Source organism: Modestobacter lacusdianchii (assembly GCF_054177765.1).
In genome coordinates this window covers 30170-54083 of record NZ_JBJJTJ010000021.1, presented here as the reverse complement: position 1 = coordinate 54083, position 23914 = coordinate 30170, and the positions used below count along the sequence as shown (strand labels likewise).

Here is a 23914-nt window from a genome sequence, read left to right as displayed (position 1 = left end):
GGTCAGCGCGCGGGCACCAGCCCACCGAGCCACTCGTCGAAGGTGACCCGGCCGTGGTCGGCGTCCGGGCCCGGCACGAGGCTGCCGTCCCGCATCCGCCGGCCGGCGGCGCCGGGCAGCGGCACCCGGAGCACCCGGCGACGCCGCCCGGTCGCGGCGAGGTACCGGCGCACCAGGTCGGCGAGCTCGGCCTCCGCCGGCCCGCCCAGGTCGGCCACCCGCCCGCGCGGGGCGCCGGTGGCCAGCTCGACCAGCGCGTCGGCGACCTCGCTGGCGGCGACGGTCGCCGCCCGCATAGCCGGGACGACGACGAACGGCCCGACCGCCGTGCGGCGCACCAGTTGCGCGGCGAACTCGTGGAACTGGGTGGCCCGCAGCAGCGTCCACGGCACCGGCCCGGCGGCGACCAGCCGTTCCTGGGCGACCTTGCCGGCGTAGTAGCCGCTGGTCTCCCCGTCGATGCCGACGATCGACAGCGCCACGTGGTGCCCGACGCCGGCGGCCTGCTCGGCGGCGAGCAGCTGCTCGGTCGCGCGGGTGAAGAAGTCGACCGACTCCCGGGTCCGGGTGGTCGCGACGCTGGTGACGTCGATGACGGCGTCGGCGCCGGCCAGCGCCGCGGGGAGCCCGGCGCCGGTGACGACGTCCTGGCCGGTGCCCCGGGAGAGCGGGACGACGGTGTGCCCGGCCGCGCGGGCCCGGGCGACGACGTGCTGCCCGACCACACCGGTGGCCCCGGCGATGGCGAGCGTGAGCTGCTGCGGAGGTGTCATGCCCTCCTGACGACGCAGCGGGCACGGATGTGAGGTCGGCGGCTGGCAGGCTGCCCGCGTGACCGTGATCGACCACCGGCAGCACCTGACCGGCGTCGCGTACCGGATGCTCGGCACGACGGCCGACGCCGAGGACGCCGTCCAGGAGACCTTCGCCCGCTGGTACCGGCTGAGCGAGACCGAGCGGGCGGCGGTCGACCGGCCGGCCGCCTGGCTGACCCGGGTGCTGAGCCGGGTGTGCCTGGACGTGCTCGGCTCGGCGCGGGCCCGCCGGGAGCGCTACGTCGGCGAGTGGCTGCCCGAACCGGTGCCGGCCGACGCGGTCGACGACCCGGCCGAGCGGGCCGAGCTCAGCGACTCGGTGGGGCTTGCCCTGCTGGTCGTGCTGGAGACGCTGACGCCGGCCGAGCGGGTCGTGTTCGTGCTGCACGAGGTGTTCGCCGTGCCCTTCGGTGAGATCGCCGAGGCGGTCGGGCGCAGCCCCGCGGCCTGCCGCCAGCTGGCCACCTCCGCCCGCCGCCGGGTCGACGCGGCCCGCGCCGGCGCACCGGCGCGGGCCCGGCGCGACGAGGTGGTGCGCGCCTTCGCCGCCGCCTGCGCCGGCGGCGACCTGAGCACCCTGGTGGCGCTGCTCGACCCGGACGTCGTCCTGCGCTCCGACGGCGGCGGCCTGGTCAGCGCGGCCCGCAACCCGGTGCGCGGCGCGGTGCACGTGGCCCGGTTCCTGCGCGGACTGCTGGCCAAGAACCCCGACGTCGTCCTCGAGGAGGTCACCACCGGCGACGGCGTCGGCTACGGGTGGCGGGACGAGAGCGGCATGCGCGGGGTGCTGACCCTCGGTGTCGCCGGCGACCGGCCCACCGACGTGTGGATCGTGCTCAACCCGGAGAAGCTGCGGCACTGGCGGTGAGCCGGGCGGGCGACCCTCCCGCCTCAGTCGTCACACCCCCGCCGAGGCTCCCGCGCACCGCGGCTCCGCGGAGGTAGACAGGCCCCATGGGCGACTCCCCGTGCCCGCAGCACGCCGCGGACGCAGACCTGCGGGTCTCCGTGGTGCTGGACTGCGTGCCGGTGGTCGGTGAGACGCTCGCCCGGGCCGGGGTGCCGGTGCTGGCGGGGGTCAGGCTCTCCGGCGGACCGGTGCGCGAGGCACGGGTCACCGCGACGGTCACCGCCGCCGACGTCGTCCTCGGCGCCCCGGTCGAGCGGGTCGTCGACGTCGTCCCCGGCCGGAGCACGGTGCTCACCGACCTGGTGCTGCTCGACCCCGCCGTCCTGGCCGCCGTGCGTTCGGCCGGCAGCGGCACGGTCGAGGTGCGGGTCGAGCACGACGGGGAGCTGGTGGGCCGCGGCTCGGCGGCGGTGCGGGTGCTCGCCGCCGGGCACTGGCTGGCCGCGCCGGTCCCGCTGGGGTTGGAGCTGCTGGCCGCGCACGTGCAGCCGGACTCCCCGGCCGTCGCGGGGCTGGTCGGCGCGGCCGCCGACCTGCTCCGCCAGCGCACCGGTGACGCCGCGGTCGGCGCGCCGCCCGGCGGTGTCCGGCGGATCGACGAGACGGTCGCGGCGGTCGTGGAGATGGTGCGGCGCCGGGCGGTCCGGCCGCAGTCGCCGACGACCAGCTGGGCCGACGTGCCGCAGCGGGTGCGCACGCCGGCGGAGGTGCTCGAGGAGCGCGTGGGCAGCAGCCTGGACACCACGCTCACCCTGGCCGCGGCGCTGGAGCACGCCGGCGTCCGGCCGCTGGTCTGGGTCGCCGCCGACGGTGGCAGCTGCCCCGGGCACGCCTTCCTGGGCTACTGGCGCACCCCGCGCTGCGCGGACAGCACGGCCACCACCGAGGTGAGCGGGCTGGTCGAGCTGGTGCACGCCGGCGAGATCGCCCTGATCGAGACGACGATGCTGGCCCACACCGCCGAGCCGGCCACCTTCGGCGACCTGCACCGCACCGCGGCCGCCGCCTGGCTCGCCGGCGACCTGCACCGGGTGCTCGGGGTGACCGACGTGCACCGGGCCCGGTTGGACGGCGTCGCGCCGCTGCCGCTCCCGGAGCCGCTGACCGGCCGCCGTCCCGCCCGCGACACCGCGCCGCGCACCAGCGGGACGACGACCGCCCTGCTGGACCTGGACCGGCACCGGGAGGCGGCGTTGCCGCTGACGGTGCCGCCCGGCCGGCTGGCCGCGCTCGCCGAGACGCTGGACCGGGGCTCCGCGCTGACCCTGCTGCCCACCGACCAGCTGGGCGCAGCCGCCCGGCGGCGCGGCATCCGCTCGGCGCGGGACCTGCCGCCGCACCAGCTCGGCGAGCTGCTGCTCGAGCACGGTGGCGTGTACGCCGACGTCGACTCGGCCGAGTACGCCCGCCGGCTGGGGCTGGTCGCCGACCGGGTGCGCGAGCTGGCCGACGGGGCCGGGGAACTGCACCTGGCGCTGGGCTCGGTCGGCTGGGAGGTCGACGGGGAGGCGGTGCGCTCACCGCTGCTGCTGGTGCCCGTCGTGCTCACCCGGGTGCCCAGTTCCGGCGCCTACCGGCTGAGCGCGGACCCGGCCGGCGCGGTCGGCCCGAACGGCTGCCTGCTGGCCGAGCTGCGCCGGCGCACCGGGGTCGCCGTGGCCGGCCTGGACGACGGCAGCGCCGTGGACGTGGCGAGCGCGCTGCCCGCGCTGCGGCAGGAGCTCGCCCAGCGCGGGCTGCCGTACCGGGTCGAGCCGACCGCCGACCTCGCGGTACTGCCGGCGGCGGCCCATCGGGTGCGGCAGGACGCCGAGCGGCTGGGCGCGGGCGCGCTGCGCAACCCGCTGGTGCCGGTGCTGCTGCGACCCGGTCAGCCGTTCGCCGACCCCGGCCCGGCCGACGCCGACCTGGCCGAGCTGAGCGCGACCCTGCCGCTGCCGGCCGACACCGACCAGCTGCAGGCGATCGCCGACGCCCTCGCCGGCCGGACGTTCGTGCTGGAGGGCGCGCCCGGCACCGGCCGCACCCAGACCGTCGCCGACCTGCTCGTCGCCGCAGCCGGCCGAGGTCAGCGGGTGCTCGTGGTGGCCGGCCGGCCGGAGTCGCTGGACGCGGTGTCCCGGCGGCTGCACGACGTGGTCCGGCTCGCCGCCGAGGCGCCGTCCACCGCCGACGCCTCCGCCGGCGACAGCCCGTCCCGAGCAGACGCCGTGGCCACCGCGGGCGGGGTCGCGCACGCCGGCCCGGACCCGTCGCCGGGAGGCCCGCCCACCGTCCCGCCGTCGTTCGCGGACGGCGCGCCGGAGGCGGGCGAGCACAGCGCCGCCCCCGCCGAGCTGCGCGCGGCCCGGCACGCGGTCGCCGAGCACGTCACCCGGGTGCACGCCCCCAACTCCGCCGGCCTGTCGCTGGCCGCCGCGCACGCCGGGGTGCTGTCGGCCGCCCGGGACCTCCCGACGCTGCCCCTGGCTCCCGCGTTCGTCGCCACCGCCTCGGCCCGCACCACCGCCGCGGTGCGGCAGCTGCTCGGCGCGCTGCCCGAGGTGGCCGACCGCGCCCGCCCCCGGCCGGGTCACCCGTGGGGCTTCGTCGACTCGGCCGACGCCGACCCGGTCGCCGTCCAGGCCGGCGCGGTCGCCGTCGACACCGCGCTGCGGGCGCTGCCGCCCGCGGGTCCGCTGGCCCGGGTGGTGGCTGCGGCACGGACCCCGGCCGACCTCGACGCGGTCGCCACCGTGCTCGCCGGCCCGGCCGTGCCGCTCGCCGACCTCGACGCGGTGCGCAGCCCCGAGTGGGCCGACCAGGTCACCGAGCTGCTCACCGACGTGGCGGCGTTCACCTCCGCCGTCCACCCGGTGTTGGACGTCGCGCTGCCGCAGGCGCTGGACCTGCCGCTGGCCGGCATCGCCGACGACGCCCGGCAGGCCGCCGCGTCGGGCCGGTTCGGCCGGGTGAAGCGGCTGACCGCGGTGCTCACCGAGCTGGCGCCGGCGCTACGCCCGGACGCGCACGTGGAGCCGGCCGATGTCCCGGTGCTGGTCCCCGAGCTGGTGGAGCTGCAGGCCACCGCCCGCGAGCTGGCGCTGCGCTGCGCGACGATCGCCGGGCTGGCGGTGCCGTGGAACTGGAACCCGCTGCTCGACCCGGGCCTGGTCGAGCGGGAGGTGACGGCGGTGCGCCGGGTCGCCGCGGCGCTGGACGGCGCACCGGCGTTCACTCCCCCGTTGCGCCGTTTCCTGGACACCGCCCCGCCGGCCGACCCGGCCCGCGCGGTCGCGGTGCGCCGGCTGCGGGCGGCGCTGGCCGCGCTGCCGCGGGCCTGCCAGGGCTCGCTCGAGCAGCTGGTCGCCTGGGCCGGCGACGACGGCCTGGTGCGCCGGTGGGAGGAGACCCAGGAGGAGCGGGCCGTCGAGCAGTTCGGCCTGCCCTCGCTCGGGCACTGGCTGGACCTGCTGCGGCACGTGCACCTGCTGGACGCTGCCGGCCTGACCGAGGCGCGCGCGGCCCTGCTGTCCGGCCGCGTGCCGGCGGCGGATGCGCTCGCCTCGTTCGACCGTGGCGTCGCCGAGGCCTCGTTCGCCGAGCGGTCCGCGGCCGGCGGGGCTGCTGCTGCGGCGCCGGAGGAGGCGGTGCGCCGGTCACTGGCCGCCGCCGCGCGTGCCCGGACCGAGGCGGCGGTGCGGGCCGCCCTGCCCGCCGACACGGGGTTGCCGGCCGGCTGCGTGCTGGCCACGCCCGACGCGGTGGCGCGGCTGCTGCCGCCGACGGCGGGTTCGTTCGACCTGGTGGTGGTCGACGACGCCCAGTCGCTGCGGGTGGCCGATGTGCTGGGCGCGCTGGGTCGCGGCACCGCGGCGGTGGTCGTCGGTGACCGCGGTCAGCTGCCGCCCCGGGGTGCACCCGACGAGCCGGCCGACGAGGGCCTGCTGGCCGCGTGCCTGCGGGCCGGGGTGCCGCGGCGGGAGCTGACCTGGCACCACGCCGGCCGGGACGAGGCCCTGATCGCGGCGACCGTGCACGGCGGCCGGCTGCGGACGGTCCCCGGCGCACCGGCCGGGCCGGCGGTCTCGCTGGTACGGGTGGACGGGGACTTCCTGCGCGCCGGGGAGCAGCGGGAGACCAACCCGGTCGAGGCCCAGGCGGTGCTCGCCGAGCTGCGGCACCGGTTCGCGGCATCGCCGGACGACGTCCCGTCGGTCGCCGTGGTCACGCTGCACGCCCCGCAGGGCCGGCTCATCGAGGGCCTGCTGCGGGCCGACGGCGACCCGCGGCTGACCGCGGCGCTGGCGGACGGCGCGCTGCTGGTGCGGGACGTGGAGTCGGCGCAGGGCGTGACCGCCGACGTCGTCCTGCTGTCGCTGGCCTGCTCGGACGACGAGCACGGGCGGCTGCCGCTGGACCTCGGCCCGCTGAGCCGGGCCGGTGGCGAGCGCCGGCTGACCGTGGCGATGACCCGGGCGCGCCGGCAGCTGGTGCTGTTCGCTTCGTTCACCCCCGAGCTGCTGCGGCCGGAGGTCACCGGGCAACCGGGCGTGCGCCGGCTGCGCGCCCACCTGGACCTCGCCGAACACGGCTCGGCGGCGCTGCCCTGGGCCGGCGGGCAGGCGCCGGCACCGGACCCGTACCGGGAGGACGTCGCCGCTGCGCTGCGCGACCGCGGTCTGGTGGCGCGGACGGACGTCGGCCCGTCGTCGTCCACGGTCGACCTGACGGTGGCCCGGGCGGATGCGCCGGAGCAGCCGCTGCTGGCGGTGCTGCTCGACGGCGCGGCGTGGGCGGCGCAGCACCCGGTCGACCGCGAGCTGACGTACCTGGAGCTGGAGACGGCGCGCGGGTGGCCGGCGGTGCAGCGGGTGTGGCTGTCCGAGTGGCTGGCCGAGCGCGAGGCGGTGCTCGACCGGCTGGTCGCTGCCGTGGCCGGCGCCCACCCGCCGGTGCCGCTGCTGAAGCCGCTGGAGGTGCCGGTCACGCCGGTGGCCGAGCCGATCGCCGAGCCCCTGGACCTCGACGACGAGGACGACGGGCCGGTGGGTGAGCCGGTGCGGGTCGCGGCGCTGCCGGTCGTGACGCCGGCGCGGCTGCCGGGCGAGGAGCTGTTCCGGCCGTGGACGCCGAAGCCGGTGGGTGAGCCGACGACGCTGCGGCAGCTGGCGAACCCGGAGGCCGCGCGGCTGGTGCGCCGGCTGCTGACCGCGGGGGTGGCGGCGGAGGGGCCGGTCCACCGGGAACGGCTGGCTCGGGTGACCGCGGCGGCCTGCGGGGTGCCGCGGGTGAACGCCGCCCGGATCGAGTCGATCCTGGCGCTGCTGCCGGGGGGTGATGCGGAGTTCCTGTGGCCGGCGTCGGTGGACCAGGCGTCGTGGACCGCGTTCCGCCGGCAGACGGCGAGCACCGAGCGAGCCCTGGAGCACGTGCCGCCGCAGGAGGTCGCCAACGCGATGGTGGCGCTGTGCCGGTCGGCGGCCGGGCTGACCCGCGACGAGCTGTTCTCCCAGACGCTGGCGGTGTTCGGTCACCGCCGCCGGCACCCGGTGCTGATGCCCCACCTGGAGACGGCACTGGCCCAGGCGGTGCGGGCGGACCGGATCACCCGTGGCGGCTCGGGCCAGCTGCTCACCGCGGTGACGGACGACGCGGCACCGGGTGAGCTGGTGGTCCCGGTGGCCGGGCTCCCCCAGGTCCCCGTGGCTGCGGCGCCTCCGGCCCTCGTCGATGCGCTCCCGCATGTCCGTGAGGACCACACCTCGCCCGATGCCCCGGCCTCCCGCGAACCGGCCGCCACGGCTGGGTTCGGCCTCTTCGGCGTCGGTGGCGTCAGCCCGGCGCGTGCGGCGGCTGACCCGGAGGACGCGGGTGATCTCGCCGACCTGGCCGGCCGCAGCGAGACCAGCAGCGTGCCCGAACCGCGGGCAGCCGTGGACGAGCCCGTCGTCGGCTGACCCACGGCTCTCACCACCCGAGCCAGCAGGGCTCGGGTGGCGAGGACAGCTGCCCGCGATCACACGAGCAGCGGTGGTCCGATCAGGATCTCGGTGCCGTCGGGTCGCCAGGTGCGCCATCGCCCACCGGGATCTCGTTCGACCCGGAACCCGTGGTGGACCTTGGTGTGGTGCCGTTCGCAGAGAAGCGCTGAGTTCTCCAGCGACGTCTCGCCGCCGTGCAGCCAGTGGATGAGGTGGTGCACGTCGCACCACCACGATGGGGCGCCGCAGCCGGCGAACACGCAGCTCTTGTCACGGCGCTCGACGGCCTTGCGCAGGCCCGGGGTGACCACCCGGTGGTCCCGCCCCAGGTCCAGCGGCACACCGTCGGGGCCCATCACGATCCGGGAGATGCTGCCGTCGCAGGCCAGCCACCGGGCCCGGGCGGCGGAGATGCTGGCCCCGAACCCGGTGCGCGCAGCACCCGGGCCAGTGGCCGGGTCGACCGCATCGTCCAGGCTCAGCTGCAGCACCACGTGCGGCTTCACCGTGCGCAACGTCGGCAGACCGCCCGAGGCCAGCTGGTTGTCACACAACTGCACGAGCGCATCGGCGTTCTGCTGCGCCCGGGTCCGGGTGTCCCCCTTGGGGCGGCCGGCCTGCACGATCGACTCGATCGCCGCCTGCACCTTCTCCCCACCCACCGCGTCAAGATCGAACCGACCCGTGATGCTGCCGTCAGCGTGCTTGGCGATCGTCAGCCGCCTGCCCTCAGTCGGATCGGGCTCGATGCCGTCGGGGTCCAACGCGTCCTCGAAGGCCCGCACCGCCACCGCCAGCGACTGGTGCGGTGACCCCACCGCCACCTGCGCCCACACCCGATCGAACGCACCCAGGTCCACGTCCTGCTCGGCCGCCCGCGCTCGCTCCGGCTCACCCACCGCCGACGCCACGACGTCCATCTGTGCCGCCGTCACCGCACCCTCGGCGAACCCCGCCGCCAGCGCCGGGAAGTGCTCCAACGCCCGCCCCGACCGCACCACCCGCGACGCCTCTGCCGCCGAGAGCCGCGCGTGCCCGATCAGCCACGACCGCATCGACTTCAACCCATCGTGCTCAGCGGCCTGCGTGGTCTCCCCGTGCCGCACCGTGCGGGTCAACTCCGCCGCCACCCGGTTCTGCACCGCCACCAGCAACGCCGTCCGGTCCAACACCCCACCGTCACTCAGACCGTGCAGGTCATCGGTCGCCAGGGCGTCCAGAGCCGACATCAACTCGCTCACGACACCTCCCGACCGGTTCGAACGTGTGTGCGAAGAATACCGGCTGGGGAACCGCCGAACAACCCGAATCCGCAGGTCAAAGCCCTGTCCACAGATGTGACTCACGGCTTGACAAGAGCCGATCGGGACGTCGGCGCACCTCCGAGCACGTGCTCGCGACCCGCCGCCGTCGGCCAGGCAGGTGACGCCCGCCCACCAGCACGGCGTCCGAAGTGATCGGACCGCCCAGCAGCCCGACCACAACTCGTCAGACGCCCTACGGCGGCGCCGGTTCCTCGGCCAGGGTCGAGCGCCGGAGCGCCCTGCGGCGACGCCGGATCCTCGGCCAGGGTCGAGCGCCGACTGCCCACCGGCTCTCCGGGGGACCCGGGCCAGATCGCCCGCCGTCCACCCAGGAGGCCCGGGCCGGGTCTCGGCGCCGCCCATCGGCTCAGCGAGCGCACGACCCAGAGCGGGTCGGGCGCCACTGATCGCCTCGGCGAGCGGGAGCAGCCGGCGCCGGACCTGGCACCGACGGCCGGCTCAGCCCTGCGCCGCCAGGTCGACCGCCTCCCCCATCGGCAGCCACCGGACCCGCTGCCGCACCTCGTCCGGCGCCCCCGCCAGCGCACGCTCGACCCCGGCGCGGCCCTGCACGAAGTGACTCCAGCCCTCGTAGTGCACCGGCACGACGGTGCCGGCGTCGAGCAGCCCGCACAGTCGCACCGCCTGCCGGCCGGTCATCGAGTACCGCAGCGGACCGGTGACCGGGAAGCGCACGCCGCCGAGGTGCAGCACCGCGGTGTCCACCCGGAGCCGCTGCGCCACCTCCCGCAGCCCGCGGAACAGCACGGTGTCCCCGGTGATCCAGAGGCCGCCGTCGTCCTGACCGGCCGGGCGCACCAGGAACCCGACGACGTCCCCGGCGACCGGCCGGCTCAGCGGCGGTCCGTGCCGGGCCGGCGTCGCCACCACCTCCAACGACGGCCGGCCAGGCCCGGTCAGCACCGTCGCCTCGCCGGGCCGCAGGCCCCGCGCGCCACCACCCAGCCGCGCGGCACCGGAGGCGGTCGTCACCACGACCGGCACCGAGGGGAGCAGGGCCCGACCGGCGTCGTCCAGGTTGTCGGCGTGGTGGTCGTGGGTGAGCAGGACGGCGTCCACGGCCCCCAGCTCGCCCGCCGGAACGGCCGGCCCGGTCACCTTCCGCGAACTCGTGCCCCAGCCGAACCGGTAACGGCGACCCGGCGGGTCGAAGGTCGGGTCGGTGAGCAGCCGCCAGCCGTCGACCTCGACCAGCAGGGTGGGGCCGCCGACGTGGGTCAGCCTCACTGCGCCCCGGTGGCCATCGTGCGCGCCCCGCTCGCGTGCGCCAGCGCCCAGTCGAGCACCTCGTCGGCGATCTGCTGCCAGCCGGGCTGGGCCGGCAGCAGGTGGGCGTAGCCCGGGTACTCGCGGTGCTCGGTGACGGTGTCGCCCTTGTAGTGCGCGGCGTTGGAGCGCTGCACGGACGGCGGCATGATGTGGTCCTCGCCGCCGGAGACGAACAGCAGCGGCGGACGCGCGGGGTTGCGGTAGTCGACGTGGGCGTCCTGCGGTCCGGGCATGAAGTTGGCGAGCACCGAGCTCCACAGGATCGAGCCGGGCGCCGGGATGGCGTAGCGCTGGTAGAGCCGCCGCGACTCCTCGGCGTCGAAGGTGTTGGTGAAGGCGTAGTGCCACTGCTCCTCGGTGAGCGGGACGGCGCGGTGCCGGTTGGCCGGGTTCTTGAACGCCGTCCACGTCGAGCGCAGCTGCGACAGCGGCAGCACCCGCACCCCCTCGGTGGGCGCGGAGTTGAGCGCGACGCCGACCGCGCCGAACCCGCGGTCGAGCAGCAGCTGGGTGATCGTCCCGCCGGCGGAGTGGCCGATGAGCACCGGCGGGCGGTCGAGCGCGCCGATCACGCCGGCCAGGTGCTCGACGATCTGCGGGAGGGTCACCTGCGCGATCGGCGTCGGGTCGGCGTTGAGCGCCTCGACCTCCACCTCGAAGCCGGGGTAGGCCGGGGTGAGCACCCGGAGGCCGCGTGCCTCGTAGTGCGCCTTCCACTCCTCCCAGCTGCGTGGGGTCACCCAGAAGCCGTGGACGAGGACGACGATGTCAGGTGCGGACGGCGCGGTCATGGCGTTCTCCTCGCGGTCGGGTGCGTGGTGCCAGCGACCCTGGCAGCGCGCCGCCACCCCGGATCGGCCGTGTCTGCACGCCTGTGGTCCCTGCGTGCCAGGGCGCCTTCCCGACCGCGCGCCGCTCTGCCACGCTCGACCGCGACCCGATGGGGACGCGCCGGCCCTGGGAGCCGTTGATGCTGCTGCTCGACACCCGCGACATCGCGTGCACCGACCGCGTCGAGGCCTTCCGCGTCGCCATGCAGGAGGCCTCGGTGCCCTGCCGCGTGCAGCAGCGGACGTCCCCTGAGCGGATGTACGCGCGGATGCACCTGTTCCCCCTCGGCCGGGCGGCGGTCTTCACCACCGATGCCTCGGCGTTCCGCCTGACCCGCACACCGCGCCACGTGCGCCGGGAGAGCCCGGCGGTCGTCGCGCTGGCCTTCCAGGCCCAGGGCTGCGGCGAGTTCAGCCAGCTCGGGCACGAGCAGCTGGTCCGGGGCAGCGACCTGATGCTGGTCGACCTCACCGCGCCGTACTCGTTCGGCTGCTCGGTGGGCGGCGGCTCGCGGTCGTTCCAGGTCCGGTACGAGCAGCTCGCCCTGCCGGTGGACGTCGTCCGGCGCGCGTCACCACGGTTGCGGGCCAGCCGGCTGCACGGCCTGGTCCGCGCCCACCTGGAACAGGTCTGCGCCCGCGTCGGAGACCTGTCGGGCGACCCCGGCGCCGCCGCCCTCGGGACGGCGACGGTCGAGCTGCTGCGGGCGCTGATCGTGTCGGCCGCCGGCGATGCCCGGCTCAGCGGTGCGGTGGGCGAGGAGACGCTGCTGACCCGGGTGCGGGCGCACATCGGCCAGCACCTGACCGACCCGCAGCTGACGCCGGAGTCGATCGCCGGCGCGCACGCGGTGTCGGTGCGCCACCTCTACCGGGTGTTCAGCGACGCCGGCCTGAGCCTGGAGCAGGAGGTGATCGGGCAGCGCCTGGAGCTGGCCCGCGCCCAGCTGGCGTCGCCCGCCGGCCGTCGCCGGTCGATCGCCGCGGTCGCGCGCGCCACGGGCTTCGTCGACCCCAGCCACTTCGGCCGGCGGTTCAAGCGGGCCTACGGCGTCACCCCACGGGAGTGGCAGCAGCACCTCCGGCGCTGAACCGGGCCGGCACGGGCGACGAGCACCGGGCCGCCGCGAGTGCTGCGACCTCGTGACGATCTCCGCCCACGCTTGACCCACTCGCGCCGCCTTCGGGAGGTTGGAGGGGCGAGGTACCACCCCTGACCGGCCGCCGCGCGGCCCGACGACGCGCTGCGCGCGGCCGGTCGGGGCACCCCGACACGAGAGGAACCTCCCCATGCTCACGTTGACCCCGCAGGCGGCCACCGCGATCCGCGGCATCCTCGACCAGACCGAGCTGCCCGACCAGGGCGGGTTGCGCATCGCCGACGACCCGAGCGGCGAGTCCCTGGCGCTGGGCCTGGCCGCGGTGCCGGCCGAGGACGACCAGGTCGTCGACCAGGACGGCGTCCGGGTGTTCCTGGACCCGAAGGCCGCGACGCTGCTCGGCGACAAGACCCTCGACGCCGTCCCGGACCCGTCCGGCAAGGTGCAGTTCGGGATCACCGACTCCCCCGGCTGACCACCCGCACGACTCCCACGACCGCCCCGTACCGGCCCTGCCGGTGCGGGGCGGTCGTCGTCCCGGGCGAGCATCCAGCGGTCATCACCCGCTCACGCACCGTTCAGGCACGCGCGTCGCGCGGCAGATCGCCAGGCCGCTGACCCCCGGGACGACACGCCGGAGGGCCCGCGAGCGCCGATCACGGCACCGCAGGTCGGCTCCGGCGAGTCGTGTCGCGGGCGGCAACGGGCGGTCTCGTTTCGGGCCTCGCAGGGCCCGATCCGGCCCCCAGCGGGCGACCGGGAGCCCGCTTACGGTCGTCCCGCCCGACGGGTTCGAGCCGTCACCGCTCCTGGTGACAGCCCGGCGGGCACCGCCGAACCGGGCGGCCGCCACGACACGGCGGCCGTGAGCCCGGGCCGGGGACCCATCGCAGTTCTGGGGTGAAGCGCGGGCCAGCACGGTCGCGCCGGGCGAGTTCCCCGCCCGAACCCGTCAGCTAACTCGGTAGGCGGTCGAGGAGAACCAGGAGAAACGTCGTCCATGACGACCATGCACAGCTCGTCCCGCCGTTCCCCCCGAGCCGGACGGCGGGCGTTGATCGCCCTGTTCGCCGGCGCCGGAGTCGTGCTCACCCCGCTGACCGCGCAGGCCTCGGCCGGCGGCAGCGCGCCGCCGGTGGCCGCTCCGGTGGCCCCCGTCGTGGCCCCGAACGTCGCGGCCCAGGTGGCCGTCGACACCGCGCTCGCCCAGCAGGGCAAGCCGTACGTGTGGGCCGGCGCCGGCCCGAACTCCTACGACTGCTCGGGCCTGACCCAGTACGCCTTCGCGGCGGCCGGCGTCTCGCTGCCGCACTCGTCGCGGATGCAGTCGACGATGGGCACGCCCGTCGACCGCGCCGCCCTGCAGCCCGGTGACCTGGTGTTCTTCTACCACCCGGTCGGTCACGTGGGCATCTACATCGGCAACGGCCAGATGGTGCACGCACCGACCAGCGGCGACGTCGTCAAGATCGCGAACGTCGACCAGATGTGGGGCTACCACTCCGCCCGCCGGCTGGTCTGACACCCGGAGGGCGGAGATGGCCATCTCCGCCCTCGTAGGACCGCTGGTGTCCCGGTTGCGGCCGGGGCACCAGCGGGGCCTCACCAGCGGTAGGTGCAGCTTCCGCTGGCGGTCTGGCCGGTCGCGTCGGTGACGACGGCGGTGACCTCGAAGCTGCCCTCGGCCGCGTACGTGTGCGAGAAGACGGCGGACAGGTGCTGGTCGTCGTGGGTGTAGACGTCGCCGTCGCCGTAGTCGATGGTCACCGAGTACGGCGCGGTGGCGGTGACGTCGTGGCCGAACAGCGGCGAGGCACCGAACCCGCCGGGGCAGGTGATCGCCAGCGTCGGCGCGGCCGCCACCGGAGCGGCCTGCTGCGCCTGCGGGGTGGCCGGGGCGGCGTCCAGCGCGGTGTCGGCCACCGCACCCGGGCTGCCGGCCGAGAGGACGACGGCGGCGCCCAGGGTCACCGCACCGACACCCAGCACGACCGCGCCGGCCGGCCGGCCGACGACCTGCAGGCGGGGGGCCTGGCCGCGCACCAGCGCGACCGCGCCGACGGCGGCGAGGACCACGCCGAGCACGCCGACCGCTGTGGGCAGCCCGCCGGCGACCGCGACCAGGACGACCAGCAGCGACAGGAGCGTGCCCGCGCAGACCAGCGTGCGGTCGTGCGCCGGCGCACCGGTGGGCGCCGTGCCGGTGGGTGCCGTGCCGGTGGGTGTCTGGGCCACGCCGCTCCTCTGCTCGAGCGCCCGGTGGCGCTGCTCAGGGGAGACTGCCGACCAGTGGACCGGCGGCGGGTCAGGCCGGCGGTGTCGCGCGACGCCTGCGTCGGACGGGTGCACGAGTGACTCGCGGGACGACGGTCAGGCGGCCAGCGCGACGGGGGCGGACGCTCCCCAGCCGGGCGGGAAGGCGCGGGCGCGGGCACCACCGCGGGCGACGAGGAACGGGCGGGCCAGCCGCTCCTTCTCGATCTGGTCCCAGGCGGCCAGCAGCTCGGAGACCCAGCGGGCCAGGGTGAGCGCGCCACTGGCGAGCGGGTCGCCGGCGGTGACCCGGGTCGGGCGCAGGGCCATCCGCGGCCAGCGCGGGGCGACCAGGCTGCGGCGGGACGACGGCAGGGCGGCCAGGTGCGCGGCGAAGGCGGCGTCCAGCGCGCTGGTCTCGGCGACGATCGCCATCGCGAGGGCACCGACGTCGGCACCGCGGCCGAACCGCGCAGCAGCCTCCTCGGTGGTGACCAGCACCCGGCCGGTCAGCAGCGGAGAGATCCGCGGGTCGTCGGCGGGGAGCACCCAGGCGCCGGCCATCGTCGACTCCAGGCCGTCACCGACGCTGACGTGCCAGCCCACGACCCGGTCCTCGACCGGCTGGTCGATCACGACGATCCCGCGCATGTCGCACTCCTCGTTCCCCGATGACCACGTTCCCCGGTGATCACTCGGGTGCAGACTGGAGCACAGCGAGTCGCGAAACGCGCACGGCGCGTGCCCGTTGCCGAGTCGTCACACCACCCGGCACAGCAGTCACACCCGGCTCAGCGAGCCCCCGCCCGGGCGGCCAGCTGTTCCGGGGAGAACGCCAGGTCGAGGGCCTCCCGGCCGGCGCCGAGCAGGGCGGCCTGCTGACCGACCCGGCTCACCACGATCTCCAGGCCATCGGTGATCATCGGCGGGCACTGCGCGTAGATCGCCGAGCGGACGCCGGCGACGAAGGCCTCGGCGCTGCTCAGGTGCCCGCCGATGACCAGCCGCTGCGGGTTGAAGAAGTTGAGGATCGTCGACAGCACCGTGCCGGTGCTGCCTCCCGCCTCGCGCAGCAGCTGGGTGGTCAGCGGGTGCGCGTCGCGGGCGAGGTCGAGCATCCCCTCGGTGCCCGACGAGGCGACCCCGCGCTCGGCGAGCTGCTCGACCAGCGCGGCGCCGCTGGCCACCGCGTCCAGGCAGCCGACCCGCCCGCACGAGCAGGGCACCGGCGGGGCGCCGGGCACGGTGGTGTGGCTGATGTCGCCGGCGAACCCGCCGCTGCCCCGGTGCAGCGCACCCCCGACGACGACGCCGCAGCCGATGCCCGAGCCGACCTTGACGAACACCATGTCCTCGGGCGCGGAGCCACCGGCGGCGTGCTCACCGAGCGCCATGAGGTTCGCGTCGTTCTGCACGATCACCGGCACGTCCAGCCACTGCCCGGCGATCGCCGCGACGTCCGCGCCGTTCCAGCCGGGCATCCGGGCCGGGGAGACCACCAAGCCGGTGCGCACGCTGACCGGTCCGGGCACGCCGACGCACATCGCGAGCAGGGGCGGGGCGGCGTCCAGCCCGGCGACGGCGTCGGCGATCGCCGTCGCCACCGTGCGCAGCACGACCTCGGGGCCGTCGGCGATCACGATCGGCAGGTGCTGCTCGGCGACCTGCCGGCCGGCGGCGTCCAGGACGGCGATGGCCGCGTGCCGCTCCCCCAGGCTGACCGCGGCGACCAGGCCGGCCGCGCCGCGCATCTCCAGCCGCCGCGGCGGTCGCCCGCCGGCCGACGGCCCGCTGCCGGTCTCCACCAGCCAGCCGCGCCGGATCAGCATCTCCACCCGGGCCGCGGCGGTGGTCGCCGACAGGCCCGTCTCCCGGGCGACGTCGGCCCGGGAGGTGGCGCGGCCGAGCCGCACCAGCGACAGCACCTCGCTCGGGGAGGTGGCCGACCGGTCAGCGGCGGTGCTGGACATGCCGGTCAGTGAAGCAACGGCCGCCGTCCGAAGCAACGGGCACTTACTCCGGAAGTGGAAATACTTGATGGACTTCTCGTTGTAACGATCGCCACTTAGCCTTCCCCCAACGTTCAGGGTCGATCGTGAGGAGCAGGGCGATGAGCACGCCGATGGTCAGCATGCGTGGCGTCGAGAAGCACTTCGGCGACCTGCACGTGCTGCGCTCGATCGACCTGGACGTCGCCCCGCGCGAGGTGGTCGTGGTCATCGGGCCGTCCGGCTCGGGCAAGTCGACGCTGTGCCGCACGATCAACCGGCTCGAGCCGATCGACGCCGGCGAGATCCGCGTCGACGGCGAGCCGCTGCCCGAGGAGGGCCCGCAGCTCGCGCAGCTGCGCGCCGACGTCGGCATGGTCTTCCAGTCGTTCAACCTGTTCGGCCACCTGAGCGTGCTGGACAACGTGATGCTGGCGCAGTTGAAGGTGCGCAAGGTGGCCAAGGCGACCGCCCGCGCCGAGGCGATGGCGCTGCTGGAGCGGGTGGGCATCGCCGACAAGGCCGACCGCTTCCCCGCCCAGCTCTCCGGCGGCCAGCAGCAGCGCGCCGCGATCGCCCGCTCGCTGGCCATGCACCCCAAGCTGATGCTCTTCGACGAGCCCACCTCGGCGCTGGACCCGGAGATGGTCAACGAGGTGCTCGAGGTGATGACCTCACTGGCCGCCGACGGCATGACCATGGTCGTGGTCACCCACGAGATGGGCTTCGCCCGCCGTGCCGCCGACCGCGTCGTCTTCATGGACGCCGGTCAGATCGTCGAAGAGGCACCCCCGGCGGAGTTCTTCGACGCCACCCGGAGCGAGCGCGCCCGCTCGTTCCTCTCCAACGTGCTGGCCCACTGACGGCCGAGCGCACCCCTGGGCAGACCCGCCCACCCCTCCGCCCGGCGCCGCTCCCCCGGCAGGGCTCACCAGAAAGGCAAGGCATGCGTGACATCCGCCTTCCCCGGCGTCGCCTCCCGCTGATCACCGCCGTGCTGGCCACCGCCTCGGTGGCGCTCGCCGGGTGCGGCTCGTCCGACTCCTCCGACGCCGTCCCCGGCGGTGGTGGCGACAACGAGGCCGCCGCCGGCCTGGACGCCGTCTACGAGGACGCGCCGGTCGCCGACGACTCGCTGATCCTCCCCGAGTCGACGATGGCCGAGATCAAGGAGCGGGGCGTGCTGCGCGTCGCCGCCGCGCTCGATGCGCCGCTGCTCTCGCAGCAGGACCCGAGCAACCCCGACGACGTCGAGGGCTTCGACATCGACCTGGCGAAGATGCTGGCCATCTACATCCTGGGCGAGCCGGCCATCGAGATCGTGCCGCCGGCGTCGGAGACCCGGGAGGCGCTGCTGCAGAACGGCACCGTCGACGTCGTCTTCAACACCTACACGATCACCGAGGAGCGGGCCGAGCAGATCAGCTTCGCCGGCCCGTACTTCACCTCCGGTCTCGCGGTGGCGGTGGCCGCCGACAACGACGACATCACCAGCGTCGAGGACCTCGACGGCAAGAACGTCATCGTCGGCGCCAACACCCCGGCCGTCACCGCCGTCCCCGAGGTCGCCCCCGGCGCCGAGGTGACCAGCTTCGCCACCGACCCGCAGGCGGTGCAGGCGCTGGTGCAGGGCCGCGGCGACGCCTACGTGCAGGACTACACCCTGCTGCTGGCCGCGGCCGACGCGAACGACGACATCAAGGTCGCCGTCCAGCCGTTCACCGAGGAGCCCTACGGCATCGGCCTGCCCCCGCAGGACCCGGACTTCAAGGACTTCGTGAACACCTGGCTGACCGAGATCCAGGACGACGGCTCGTGGGCCGAGATCTGGGAGGCGGCCCTCGGCACGGTCGTCGAGGGCGACGCCCCGACCCCGCCGGAGATCGGCTCGGTGCCGGGCTCCTGACCCGGTCGTGAAGCAGCAGCGCCAGCAGAGGACGACGACGTGAGTGCACTGATCGAGAACCTGGACCCCTTGCTGAGGGCGCTCGGGACCACCGTGCTGATCCTGGTGGTCTCCGCGGTCGGCTCCCTCGTGCTCGGGGTGCTGGTCACCGTGGCCCGGGTGAGCCCCATCCCGGTGCTGCGCGGGGCCGCGTTCGCCTACGTGCAGGTGTTCGTCAACGTCCCGCTGCTGGCGCTGCTGCTGCTGTTCGTCTTCGCGCTGCCCGACGCCGGGCTGCTCATGCCGCTGACCACCACGGTGATCGTGGTGCTCGTCGTGTACGAGGCGGCCTACGTCGCCGAGGCGGTGCGCAGCGGCATCAACACCGTCGCGCCCGGCCAGGTCGAGGCGGCCCGCGCGCTGGGGCTGCGGCTGTCGCAGACGCTGCGGTACGTCGTCGTGCCGCAGGCGGTGCGCGCCGTCGTCCAGCCGCTGGGCAACGTGATGATCGCGCTGCTGATGAACACCGCGCTGGCCGCCACGGTCGGCGTGGTCGAGCTGACCTCGGCGGTGAACAAGGTGAACCTGGTCGCCGCCCAGCCGATCCCGATCTTCACCGCCGCCGGCCTCACCTACATGGCGCTCGCGCTGGCCATCGGCCTGGCCGCCGGGCGGATCGAGAAGAAGGTGGCGATCCACCGATGAGCCACAGCGGTGCGTTCCTGTACGACGCCCCCGGGCCGCGTGCCCGGCGGCGGATCATGATCGGTTCGGTGGTCAGCGCGCTGGTGCTGGCCGGGCTGCTGGCGCTCGCGCTGGTGCAGTTCGGCTCGCGCGGCCAGCTCGACGCCGACCGCTGGGCACCGTTCACCGAGTGGCCGATCTGGTCGTACCTGCTGGTCGGGCTGCGCGGGACGGCGCTGGCCGCGGCCGTGGTCGCCGTGCTGTCCGGCGCGTTCGGGCTGCTGCTGGCCGTCGGCCGGCTGTCGCAGCACCGGCCGGTGCGCTGGCTGTCCACCGGCTACATCGAGGTGGCCCGCACCATCCCGGTGCTGCTGCTGATCTACCTGATGTTGTTCGGCCTGCCCGCCTACGGGATCAACCTGCCGCTGCTGTGGAAGCTGGCCGTGCCGCTGACCATCGCCAACGCCGCGGTCGTCGCCGAGATCGTCCGCGCCGGGGTGCTCGCCCTGCCGCGCGGGCAGACCGAGGCGGCGCTGAGCCTGGGCATCCGCCGCGGGCAGGCGATGCGCTTCGTCGTCCTGCCGCAGGCGCTGCGGCACGTGACGCCCTCGCTGATCACCCAGCTGGTGAGCCTGATCAAGGACACCTCGCTGGGCTACGTCGTGGCCTTCACCGAGCTGCTGTACCGGGCGCAGGTGCTGAGCGCCTACAACCGGCTGCTGATCCAGACCTTCCTGGTCGTCGCGCTGGTCTACCTGGTGTTCAACGGCGCGCTGTCCTACCTGGCCGCACGGCTGCGCACCCGGGTCCGGCGCCAGGTGGCGCCGCCGTCCGCGCCCACCGAGCAGGCCGCCGACCGTGAACTGGAGACCCCCGTTGTTCGCTGAACTCGCCGTCGTCCGCCGCTCGGGCCTGGTGGAGAGCCGGCACCTCGGCTCGCTGCTCGCCCTGGACGCCGACGGGTCGGTCGCGCTGTCCCTCGGTGACGTCGACGCCACGGTGCTGCCGCGGTCGACCACCAAGCCGCTGCAGGCGCTGGCCTGCCTGACCGCCGGCGCGCCGCTGACCGGGCCGGAGCTGGCGATCGCCGCCGGCAGCCACACCGGCGAGGACGCGCACGTCGCCGTCGTCGACCGGCTGCTGGAACGGGCCTCGCTGGACGAGTCGGCCCTGCAGTGCCCGGCCGACTGGCCCGAGGACGAGGGCACCCGCCACCGGCTGATCCGGGCCGGCTTCGACCGGAGCCGGGTGCGGATGAACTGCTCGGGCAAGCACGCGGCGATGCTGCTGGCCGCCGCGGTGAACGGCTGGGACACCGACACCTACCTGGACCCGGTGCACCCGCTGCAGCAGCGCGTGCGCGAGGTGACCGCGGAGCTGACCGGCGCGCCGGTGCGGCACGACGCGATCGACGGCTGCGGCGCCCCGCTGTTCGGCACCACGGTGCGTGGACTGGCGACGGCGTTCCGGTCGCTGTCGCTCGACGCCGGTGGGCCGGCTGCGCTCGTCGCATCCGCCATGCGGACGCACCCGTTCTACGTCGGGGGCACCGGGCACCAGAACTCGGCGGTGATGGAGCTCGTGCCGGGCACGGTGGCCAAGGGCGGCGCGGAGGGCGTGATCGGCGTGGCCGGGCCGGAGGGCCAGGCGGTGGCGATGAAGGTCGTCGACGGCAACCCGCGGGCCACGACGCTGCTGGCGCTGACCGTGCTCGGGGCGCTCGGCGTCGACGTGTCGGCCGCCAGCGCGTGGACGTCGGTGCCGGTGCTCGGCGGCGGGGTGCCGGTGGGCGCGATCGAGCCGGGCGCCGACGTCCGGGCCTGGCTGGCGAGCCGGTGACCGCGGTCGAGATCTGCATCGACGACGTCGACGGCGCCCCGATCGCCGAGGCGTGCGGCGCCGACCGGGTCGAGGTGTGCGCGGCGCTGTCCGAGGGCGGGACGACCCCGTCCATCGGGCTGGTGCGATCGGTGCTGGAGCGGGTGTCGCGGATCGGCGTGCAGGTGCTCGTCCGGCCGCGCTCCGGGGACTTCGTCTACTCCCCCGCCGAGGTCGACGTGATGCTCGCCGACATCGCCGCCGTGCGGGCGCTGCCTGCCTCCGTGCCGGTCGGGTTCGTCGTCGGCGCACTCACGCCGGACGGCGCTGTCGACGTCGACGTGCTGCGCCGGCTGGTCGCCGCGGCCGGGCCGTGCCCGGTGACGTTCCACCGGGCCTTCGACACGCTGCCCGACCTGCCGTGGGCGTTGCCGGTGCTGATCGAGGCCGGGGTGTCCCGGGTGCTCACCTCCGGTGGCGCGCCGACCGCCGCGGAGGGTGCGGACGTGCTGCGCCGGCTGGTGCAGCTCGCGGCCGGGCGGGTGCAGGTGCTGGCAGGCGGTTCGGTGCGCGGGTCGAACGTGGCCGCCCTCGTCGCGGAGACGGGGGTGCCCGAGGTGCACCTGCGGGCGGCCGAGCCGGTCGCCGCGTCGTCCGGTTCGGCGACCGCGGTCAGCTACGACGTGCCGCGGCTGGCGACCTCCGCCGGCCCGATCCGCGCCGTGGTCGAGGCGCTCGCCTCGTGAGCTCGGGAGCAGCGGTGCTGGCGATCGACGTCGGCGGCACCTCGATGAAGGGCGCGGTCGTCACCAGCGACGGGCGGCCGGTGGTGGTCGAGCGCTGGCCCACCGACCCGGCGACCGACACCGTCGGCGCCATCGCCGGCCACCTCCGTGCGCTGGCCGCCGTGGCGCGCGAGCACGACCTGGACGTCGTCGGCGCCGGCGTGGTCACCCCCGGGATGATCGACGAGGCGACCGGCACCGTGGTCTACGCGTCGAACCTCGACTGGCGCGACGTGCCGCTGCGGGCCGAGCTGGCCGCCGCGACCGGCCTGCCGGTCGTCACCGGCCACGACGTGCGGACGGCGGGCCTGGCCGAGCAGCTGCTCGGGGCGGCGCGCGGCGTCTCGGACTTCGTGCTGGTCACCATCGGCACCGGCGTCGCCGCGGCGCTGGTGACCGACGGCCGGCCGGTGACCGGCGACGGCGGGGCGGCCGGCGAGCTCGGCCACATCCCGCTCGTCCCGGGTGGTGAGGCCTGCACCTGCGGCCAGTTCGGCTGCCTGGAGGTGTACGCCTCCGGCGCCGGCCTGGCCCGCCGCTACGCCGCCCGCACCGGCGTCGCCCTGCCCGCCGAGGACGTCGTCGCCCGGCTGGGTGCCGACCCGGACGCCGACCGGGTGTGGGCCGAGGCGATGGCCGTGCTGGCCCAGGGCCTGGTGACCGCCACCCTGCTGCTCGACCCGACCACGATCGTGCTCGGCGGCGGCTTCACCGCCGCTGGTGACGCCCTGCTGGAACCGCTGCGCGCCGCCCTGGCCGCCGGCCTGGCCTGGCGCCCCGCGCCACCGGTCAAGGCCGCCGAACTCGGCAGCGAAGCCGGCTGGATCGGCGCCGCCGCCCTGGCGTTTCGCGCCACCGGCCACGCCGACTCCCTGCCGACCTGGACCCGAGCCGCCTTCCTGGGAGCCCCCACCCCCTGACGCCCCCAGGCGGCCATGTTCGCCAACATGTCCGCCTGGGGTCAGGCGTCGCGCACCCGAGGACGTGGCACATCCCCGTCGTGGACTCGGCGCCCCTGCCTCAGAGCAAGTACGTCAGGGCCAGCCGTCACGCCGACGGCAGGTGGTGGGCTAGATGGCGGACCAGCCTCTCCCGCGTCTCGACGTCCAGGTGACCCGGTCTGTTGAGCCGCCGGACGAGTGCTCGTCGACCCAGCATGGCGGTCCCGGCGATCTTCTCCGGCAGCAGCGGCAGATCCGCATCAACGAAGCACATGGCAGTGCTCAACTGGATGTGGGCGTGGTTCGGCAACTGGCTCATGAGCGCGCGCACCACCTGTTCCTGCTGACTCACGGAGACGAGCAGCCGCGTCTGGTCCCGACCGCGGATGAGCAGCTGCTCCTTCATCGGCTGGATCAAGCCTCCGGTACGTCGTACGCGCACCTTGGCACCCTGGTAGCGCTTCACGTCCACGATGTGCACCCCACTCGGCGTCACTGCCAGGACGTCGATGTCGCCGCTCCGCCCTCGCCTGCTCAGGCGGCGGTTGAACAACAACTCCACCTCCGGGCCGCAACGTCTCGTCAGGTACCGGGCGACACGGATCTCGGCCTCGGCCCCGCGACTGAAGTTGGCCGTGCTCGCAGGCTCGGACGAGAAGGCGAGGACCATGCCGCCGATCCGTGGGAAGCGCTGACGGATCCGTTGCTCCCGGGCAGCACGCCGTTGCTCGTATGTGCGCAGCAGAGTGCCGCCGGGAGAACCTCGGTCGAGGGAACGGTTGTCCACTTCGACAGTCCACCGGGAAAGCGCCTGCATCGCTTCCCCCAAGGGGTTCACCGGGGGTGGTCTGCGGTTACCGACCTGATCGTCGCGCGTGCACTCGGAAGAGGTGGCTCGCTGGTGCTCGGGGCCGCAGACCACAACGGCCCTCGACCTCATCTGTGGCGGTGTTCAGCCGCACCCCGAGTCTGCGGCAGGACCGCGCTGAAGATCTCGACAACGACTGGCGCGCCCTAGGGCCGGTAGCTGACGCAGTCGTCGGTGCGTGGTCTACGAGGTCTGGACGTCGAGGGCGCACTCAGTCGGAGAGCCCCCGAATTCCGTCCGGACGTTCCGAGCACACGGCCTGCCCTTCGTCCATCTGGCGTCGTGCCGCGGCGATGTCCTCCCGGACTCCGGCTGCGACAACCAGGGGATCGTCTTCTTCGACGAGTCGACATCCGGCGCGCCCATCAGCACGGCCCCTCACGACCATGCCGGGCGATCGTCACGATGCCGTACGTGGCCTCCGCCTCCTCGACCAGGCCAGAAGGCTTGACCGCGGCGTAGCTCACGACAGGGTCCACA

Annotated in this window: 20 protein-coding genes and 1 riboswitch; of the genes, 12 read left to right on the top strand and 8 right to left on the bottom strand. The window is 75.4% G+C overall.

Annotated features, from left to right (window positions below; all coding sequences use genetic code 11):
- Window positions 1-2: 2 nt before the first annotated feature.
- On the bottom strand, window positions 3-773 hold the full coding sequence (locus tag ACJTNH_RS15020) for an SDR family oxidoreductase (protein ID WP_458176985.1): 771 nt from the start codon (window positions 771-773) through the stop codon (window positions 3-5).
- Window positions 774-831: 58 nt separating this feature from the next.
- On the opposite strand from ACJTNH_RS15020, the gene sigJ reads away from it, so the two are divergent.
- A complete protein-coding gene (gene sigJ, locus ACJTNH_RS15015) occupies window positions 832-1683 on the top strand; it encodes an RNA polymerase sigma factor SigJ (RefSeq protein WP_458176983.1) in 852 nt (283 codons plus the stop codon).
- A gap of 86 nt (window positions 1684-1769) precedes the next feature.
- Complete coding sequence (locus ACJTNH_RS15010; protein ID WP_458176981.1) at window positions 1770-7664, top strand: AAA domain-containing protein; 5895 nt, start codon at window positions 1770-1772, stop codon at window positions 7662-7664.
- A 59-nt stretch (window positions 7665-7723) separates the two neighbouring features.
- On the opposite strand, the gene ACJTNH_RS15005 is transcribed toward ACJTNH_RS15010, so the two are convergent.
- The 3 genes from ACJTNH_RS15005 to ACJTNH_RS14995 form a co-directional block, all read right to left on the bottom strand.
- Entirely contained in the window at window positions 7724-8929 is a 1206-nt protein-coding gene (locus ACJTNH_RS15005; RefSeq protein ID WP_458176979.1) for a DUF222 domain-containing protein, read from the bottom strand.
- Between the two features lie 522 nt (window positions 8930-9451).
- The gene (locus tag ACJTNH_RS15000; protein ID WP_458176977.1) at window positions 9452-10240 is read right to left on the bottom strand and encodes an MBL fold metallo-hydrolase; all 789 of its coding nucleotides are present in this window, start codon (window positions 10238-10240) and stop codon (window positions 9452-9454) included.
- Window positions 10237-11073 carry an alpha/beta hydrolase gene (locus tag ACJTNH_RS14995; RefSeq protein ID WP_458176975.1) on the bottom strand — a complete coding sequence of 279 codons (837 nt, stop codon included), beginning with the start codon at window positions 11071-11073 and terminating at the stop codon, window positions 10237-10239. The genes ACJTNH_RS15000 and ACJTNH_RS14995 overlap by 4 nt, the downstream gene beginning before the upstream one ends.
- A gap of 179 nt (window positions 11074-11252) precedes the next feature.
- On the opposite strand from ACJTNH_RS14995, the gene ACJTNH_RS14990 reads away from it, so the two are divergent.
- The 3 genes from ACJTNH_RS14990 (at window position 11253) to ACJTNH_RS14980 (ending at window position 13734) form a co-directional block, all read left to right on the top strand.
- Window positions 11253-12203 (top strand): helix-turn-helix domain-containing protein, encoded by a 951-nt coding sequence (locus tag ACJTNH_RS14990; RefSeq protein WP_458176973.1) that lies wholly within the window; start codon window positions 11253-11255, stop codon window positions 12201-12203.
- A gap of 199 nt (window positions 12204-12402) precedes the next feature.
- Complete coding sequence (locus ACJTNH_RS14985; protein WP_458176971.1) at window positions 12403-12687, top strand: HesB/IscA family protein; 285 nt, start codon at window positions 12403-12405, stop codon at window positions 12685-12687.
- 388 nt (window positions 12688-13075) lie between these two features.
- A riboswitch (cyclic di-AMP (ydaO/yuaA leader) is annotated at window positions 13076-13179 on the top strand.
- Between the two features lie 33 nt (window positions 13180-13212).
- Entirely contained in the window at window positions 13213-13734 is a 522-nt protein-coding gene (locus tag ACJTNH_RS14980; RefSeq protein WP_458176969.1) for a C40 family peptidase, read from the top strand.
- Window positions 13735-13814: 80 nt separating this feature from the next.
- On the opposite strand, the gene ACJTNH_RS14975 is transcribed toward ACJTNH_RS14980, so the two are convergent.
- From ACJTNH_RS14975 to ACJTNH_RS14965, 3 genes are all read right to left on the bottom strand, one after another.
- On the bottom strand, window positions 13815-14447 hold the full coding sequence (locus ACJTNH_RS14975; protein WP_458176967.1) for a PKD domain-containing protein: 633 nt from the start codon (window positions 14445-14447) through the stop codon (window positions 13815-13817).
- Window positions 14448-14582: 135 nt separating this feature from the next.
- Window positions 14583-15116 (bottom strand): hypothetical protein, encoded by a 534-nt coding sequence (locus tag ACJTNH_RS14970; protein ID WP_458176965.1) that lies wholly within the window; start codon window positions 15114-15116, stop codon window positions 14583-14585.
- Window positions 15117-15256: 140 nt separating this feature from the next.
- Window positions 15257-16435 carry an ROK family protein gene (locus tag ACJTNH_RS14965; protein WP_458176963.1) on the bottom strand — a complete coding sequence of 393 codons (1179 nt, stop codon included), beginning with the start codon at window positions 16433-16435 and terminating at the stop codon, window positions 15257-15259.
- 140 nt (window positions 16436-16575) lie between these two features.
- On the opposite strand from ACJTNH_RS14965, the gene ACJTNH_RS14960 reads away from it, so the two are divergent.
- The 7 genes from ACJTNH_RS14960 to ACJTNH_RS14930 all read left to right on the top strand — a co-directional run bounded on the left by ACJTNH_RS14960 (window position 16576) and on the right by ACJTNH_RS14930 (window position 22545).
- Window positions 16576-17316, top strand: coding sequence for an amino acid ABC transporter ATP-binding protein (locus ACJTNH_RS14960; protein WP_458176961.1), 741 nt, complete (start codon window positions 16576-16578; stop codon window positions 17314-17316).
- An 83-nt stretch (window positions 17317-17399) separates the two neighbouring features.
- The gene (locus tag ACJTNH_RS14955) at window positions 17400-18359 is read left to right on the top strand and encodes a glutamate ABC transporter substrate-binding protein (protein ID WP_458176959.1); all 960 of its coding nucleotides are present in this window, start codon (window positions 17400-17402) and stop codon (window positions 18357-18359) included.
- 39 nt (window positions 18360-18398) lie between these two features.
- Complete coding sequence (locus tag ACJTNH_RS14950) at window positions 18399-19043, top strand: amino acid ABC transporter permease (protein ID WP_458176957.1); 645 nt, start codon at window positions 18399-18401, stop codon at window positions 19041-19043.
- Window positions 19040-19909: an amino acid ABC transporter permease gene (locus tag ACJTNH_RS14945; protein WP_458176955.1), complete on the top strand. Its 870-nt coding sequence runs from the start codon at window positions 19040-19042 to the stop codon at window positions 19907-19909. The genes ACJTNH_RS14950 and ACJTNH_RS14945 overlap by 4 nt, the downstream gene beginning before the upstream one ends.
- Complete coding sequence (locus ACJTNH_RS14940; RefSeq protein ID WP_458176953.1) at window positions 19899-20861, top strand: asparaginase; 963 nt, start codon at window positions 19899-19901, stop codon at window positions 20859-20861. The genes ACJTNH_RS14945 and ACJTNH_RS14940 overlap by 11 nt, the downstream gene beginning before the upstream one ends.
- Window positions 20858-21586: a copper homeostasis protein CutC gene (locus ACJTNH_RS14935; RefSeq protein ID WP_458176951.1), complete on the top strand. Its 729-nt coding sequence runs from the start codon at window positions 20858-20860 to the stop codon at window positions 21584-21586. Before ACJTNH_RS14940 ends, ACJTNH_RS14935 begins: the two co-directional genes overlap by 4 nt.
- Window positions 21583-22545, top strand: coding sequence for an ROK family protein (locus ACJTNH_RS14930; RefSeq protein ID WP_458176949.1), 963 nt, complete (start codon window positions 21583-21585; stop codon window positions 22543-22545). Before ACJTNH_RS14935 ends, ACJTNH_RS14930 begins: the two co-directional genes overlap by 4 nt.
- Window positions 22546-22672: 127 nt before the next feature.
- Here the strand turns inward: ACJTNH_RS14930 and ACJTNH_RS14925 are convergent, their stop codons facing one another.
- Window positions 22673-23353, bottom strand: a complete 681-nt coding sequence (locus tag ACJTNH_RS14925; protein ID WP_458176947.1) for a nuclease-related domain-containing protein — start codon at window positions 23351-23353, stop codon at window positions 22673-22675.
- Between the last annotated feature and the right edge of the window lie 561 nt (window positions 23354-23914).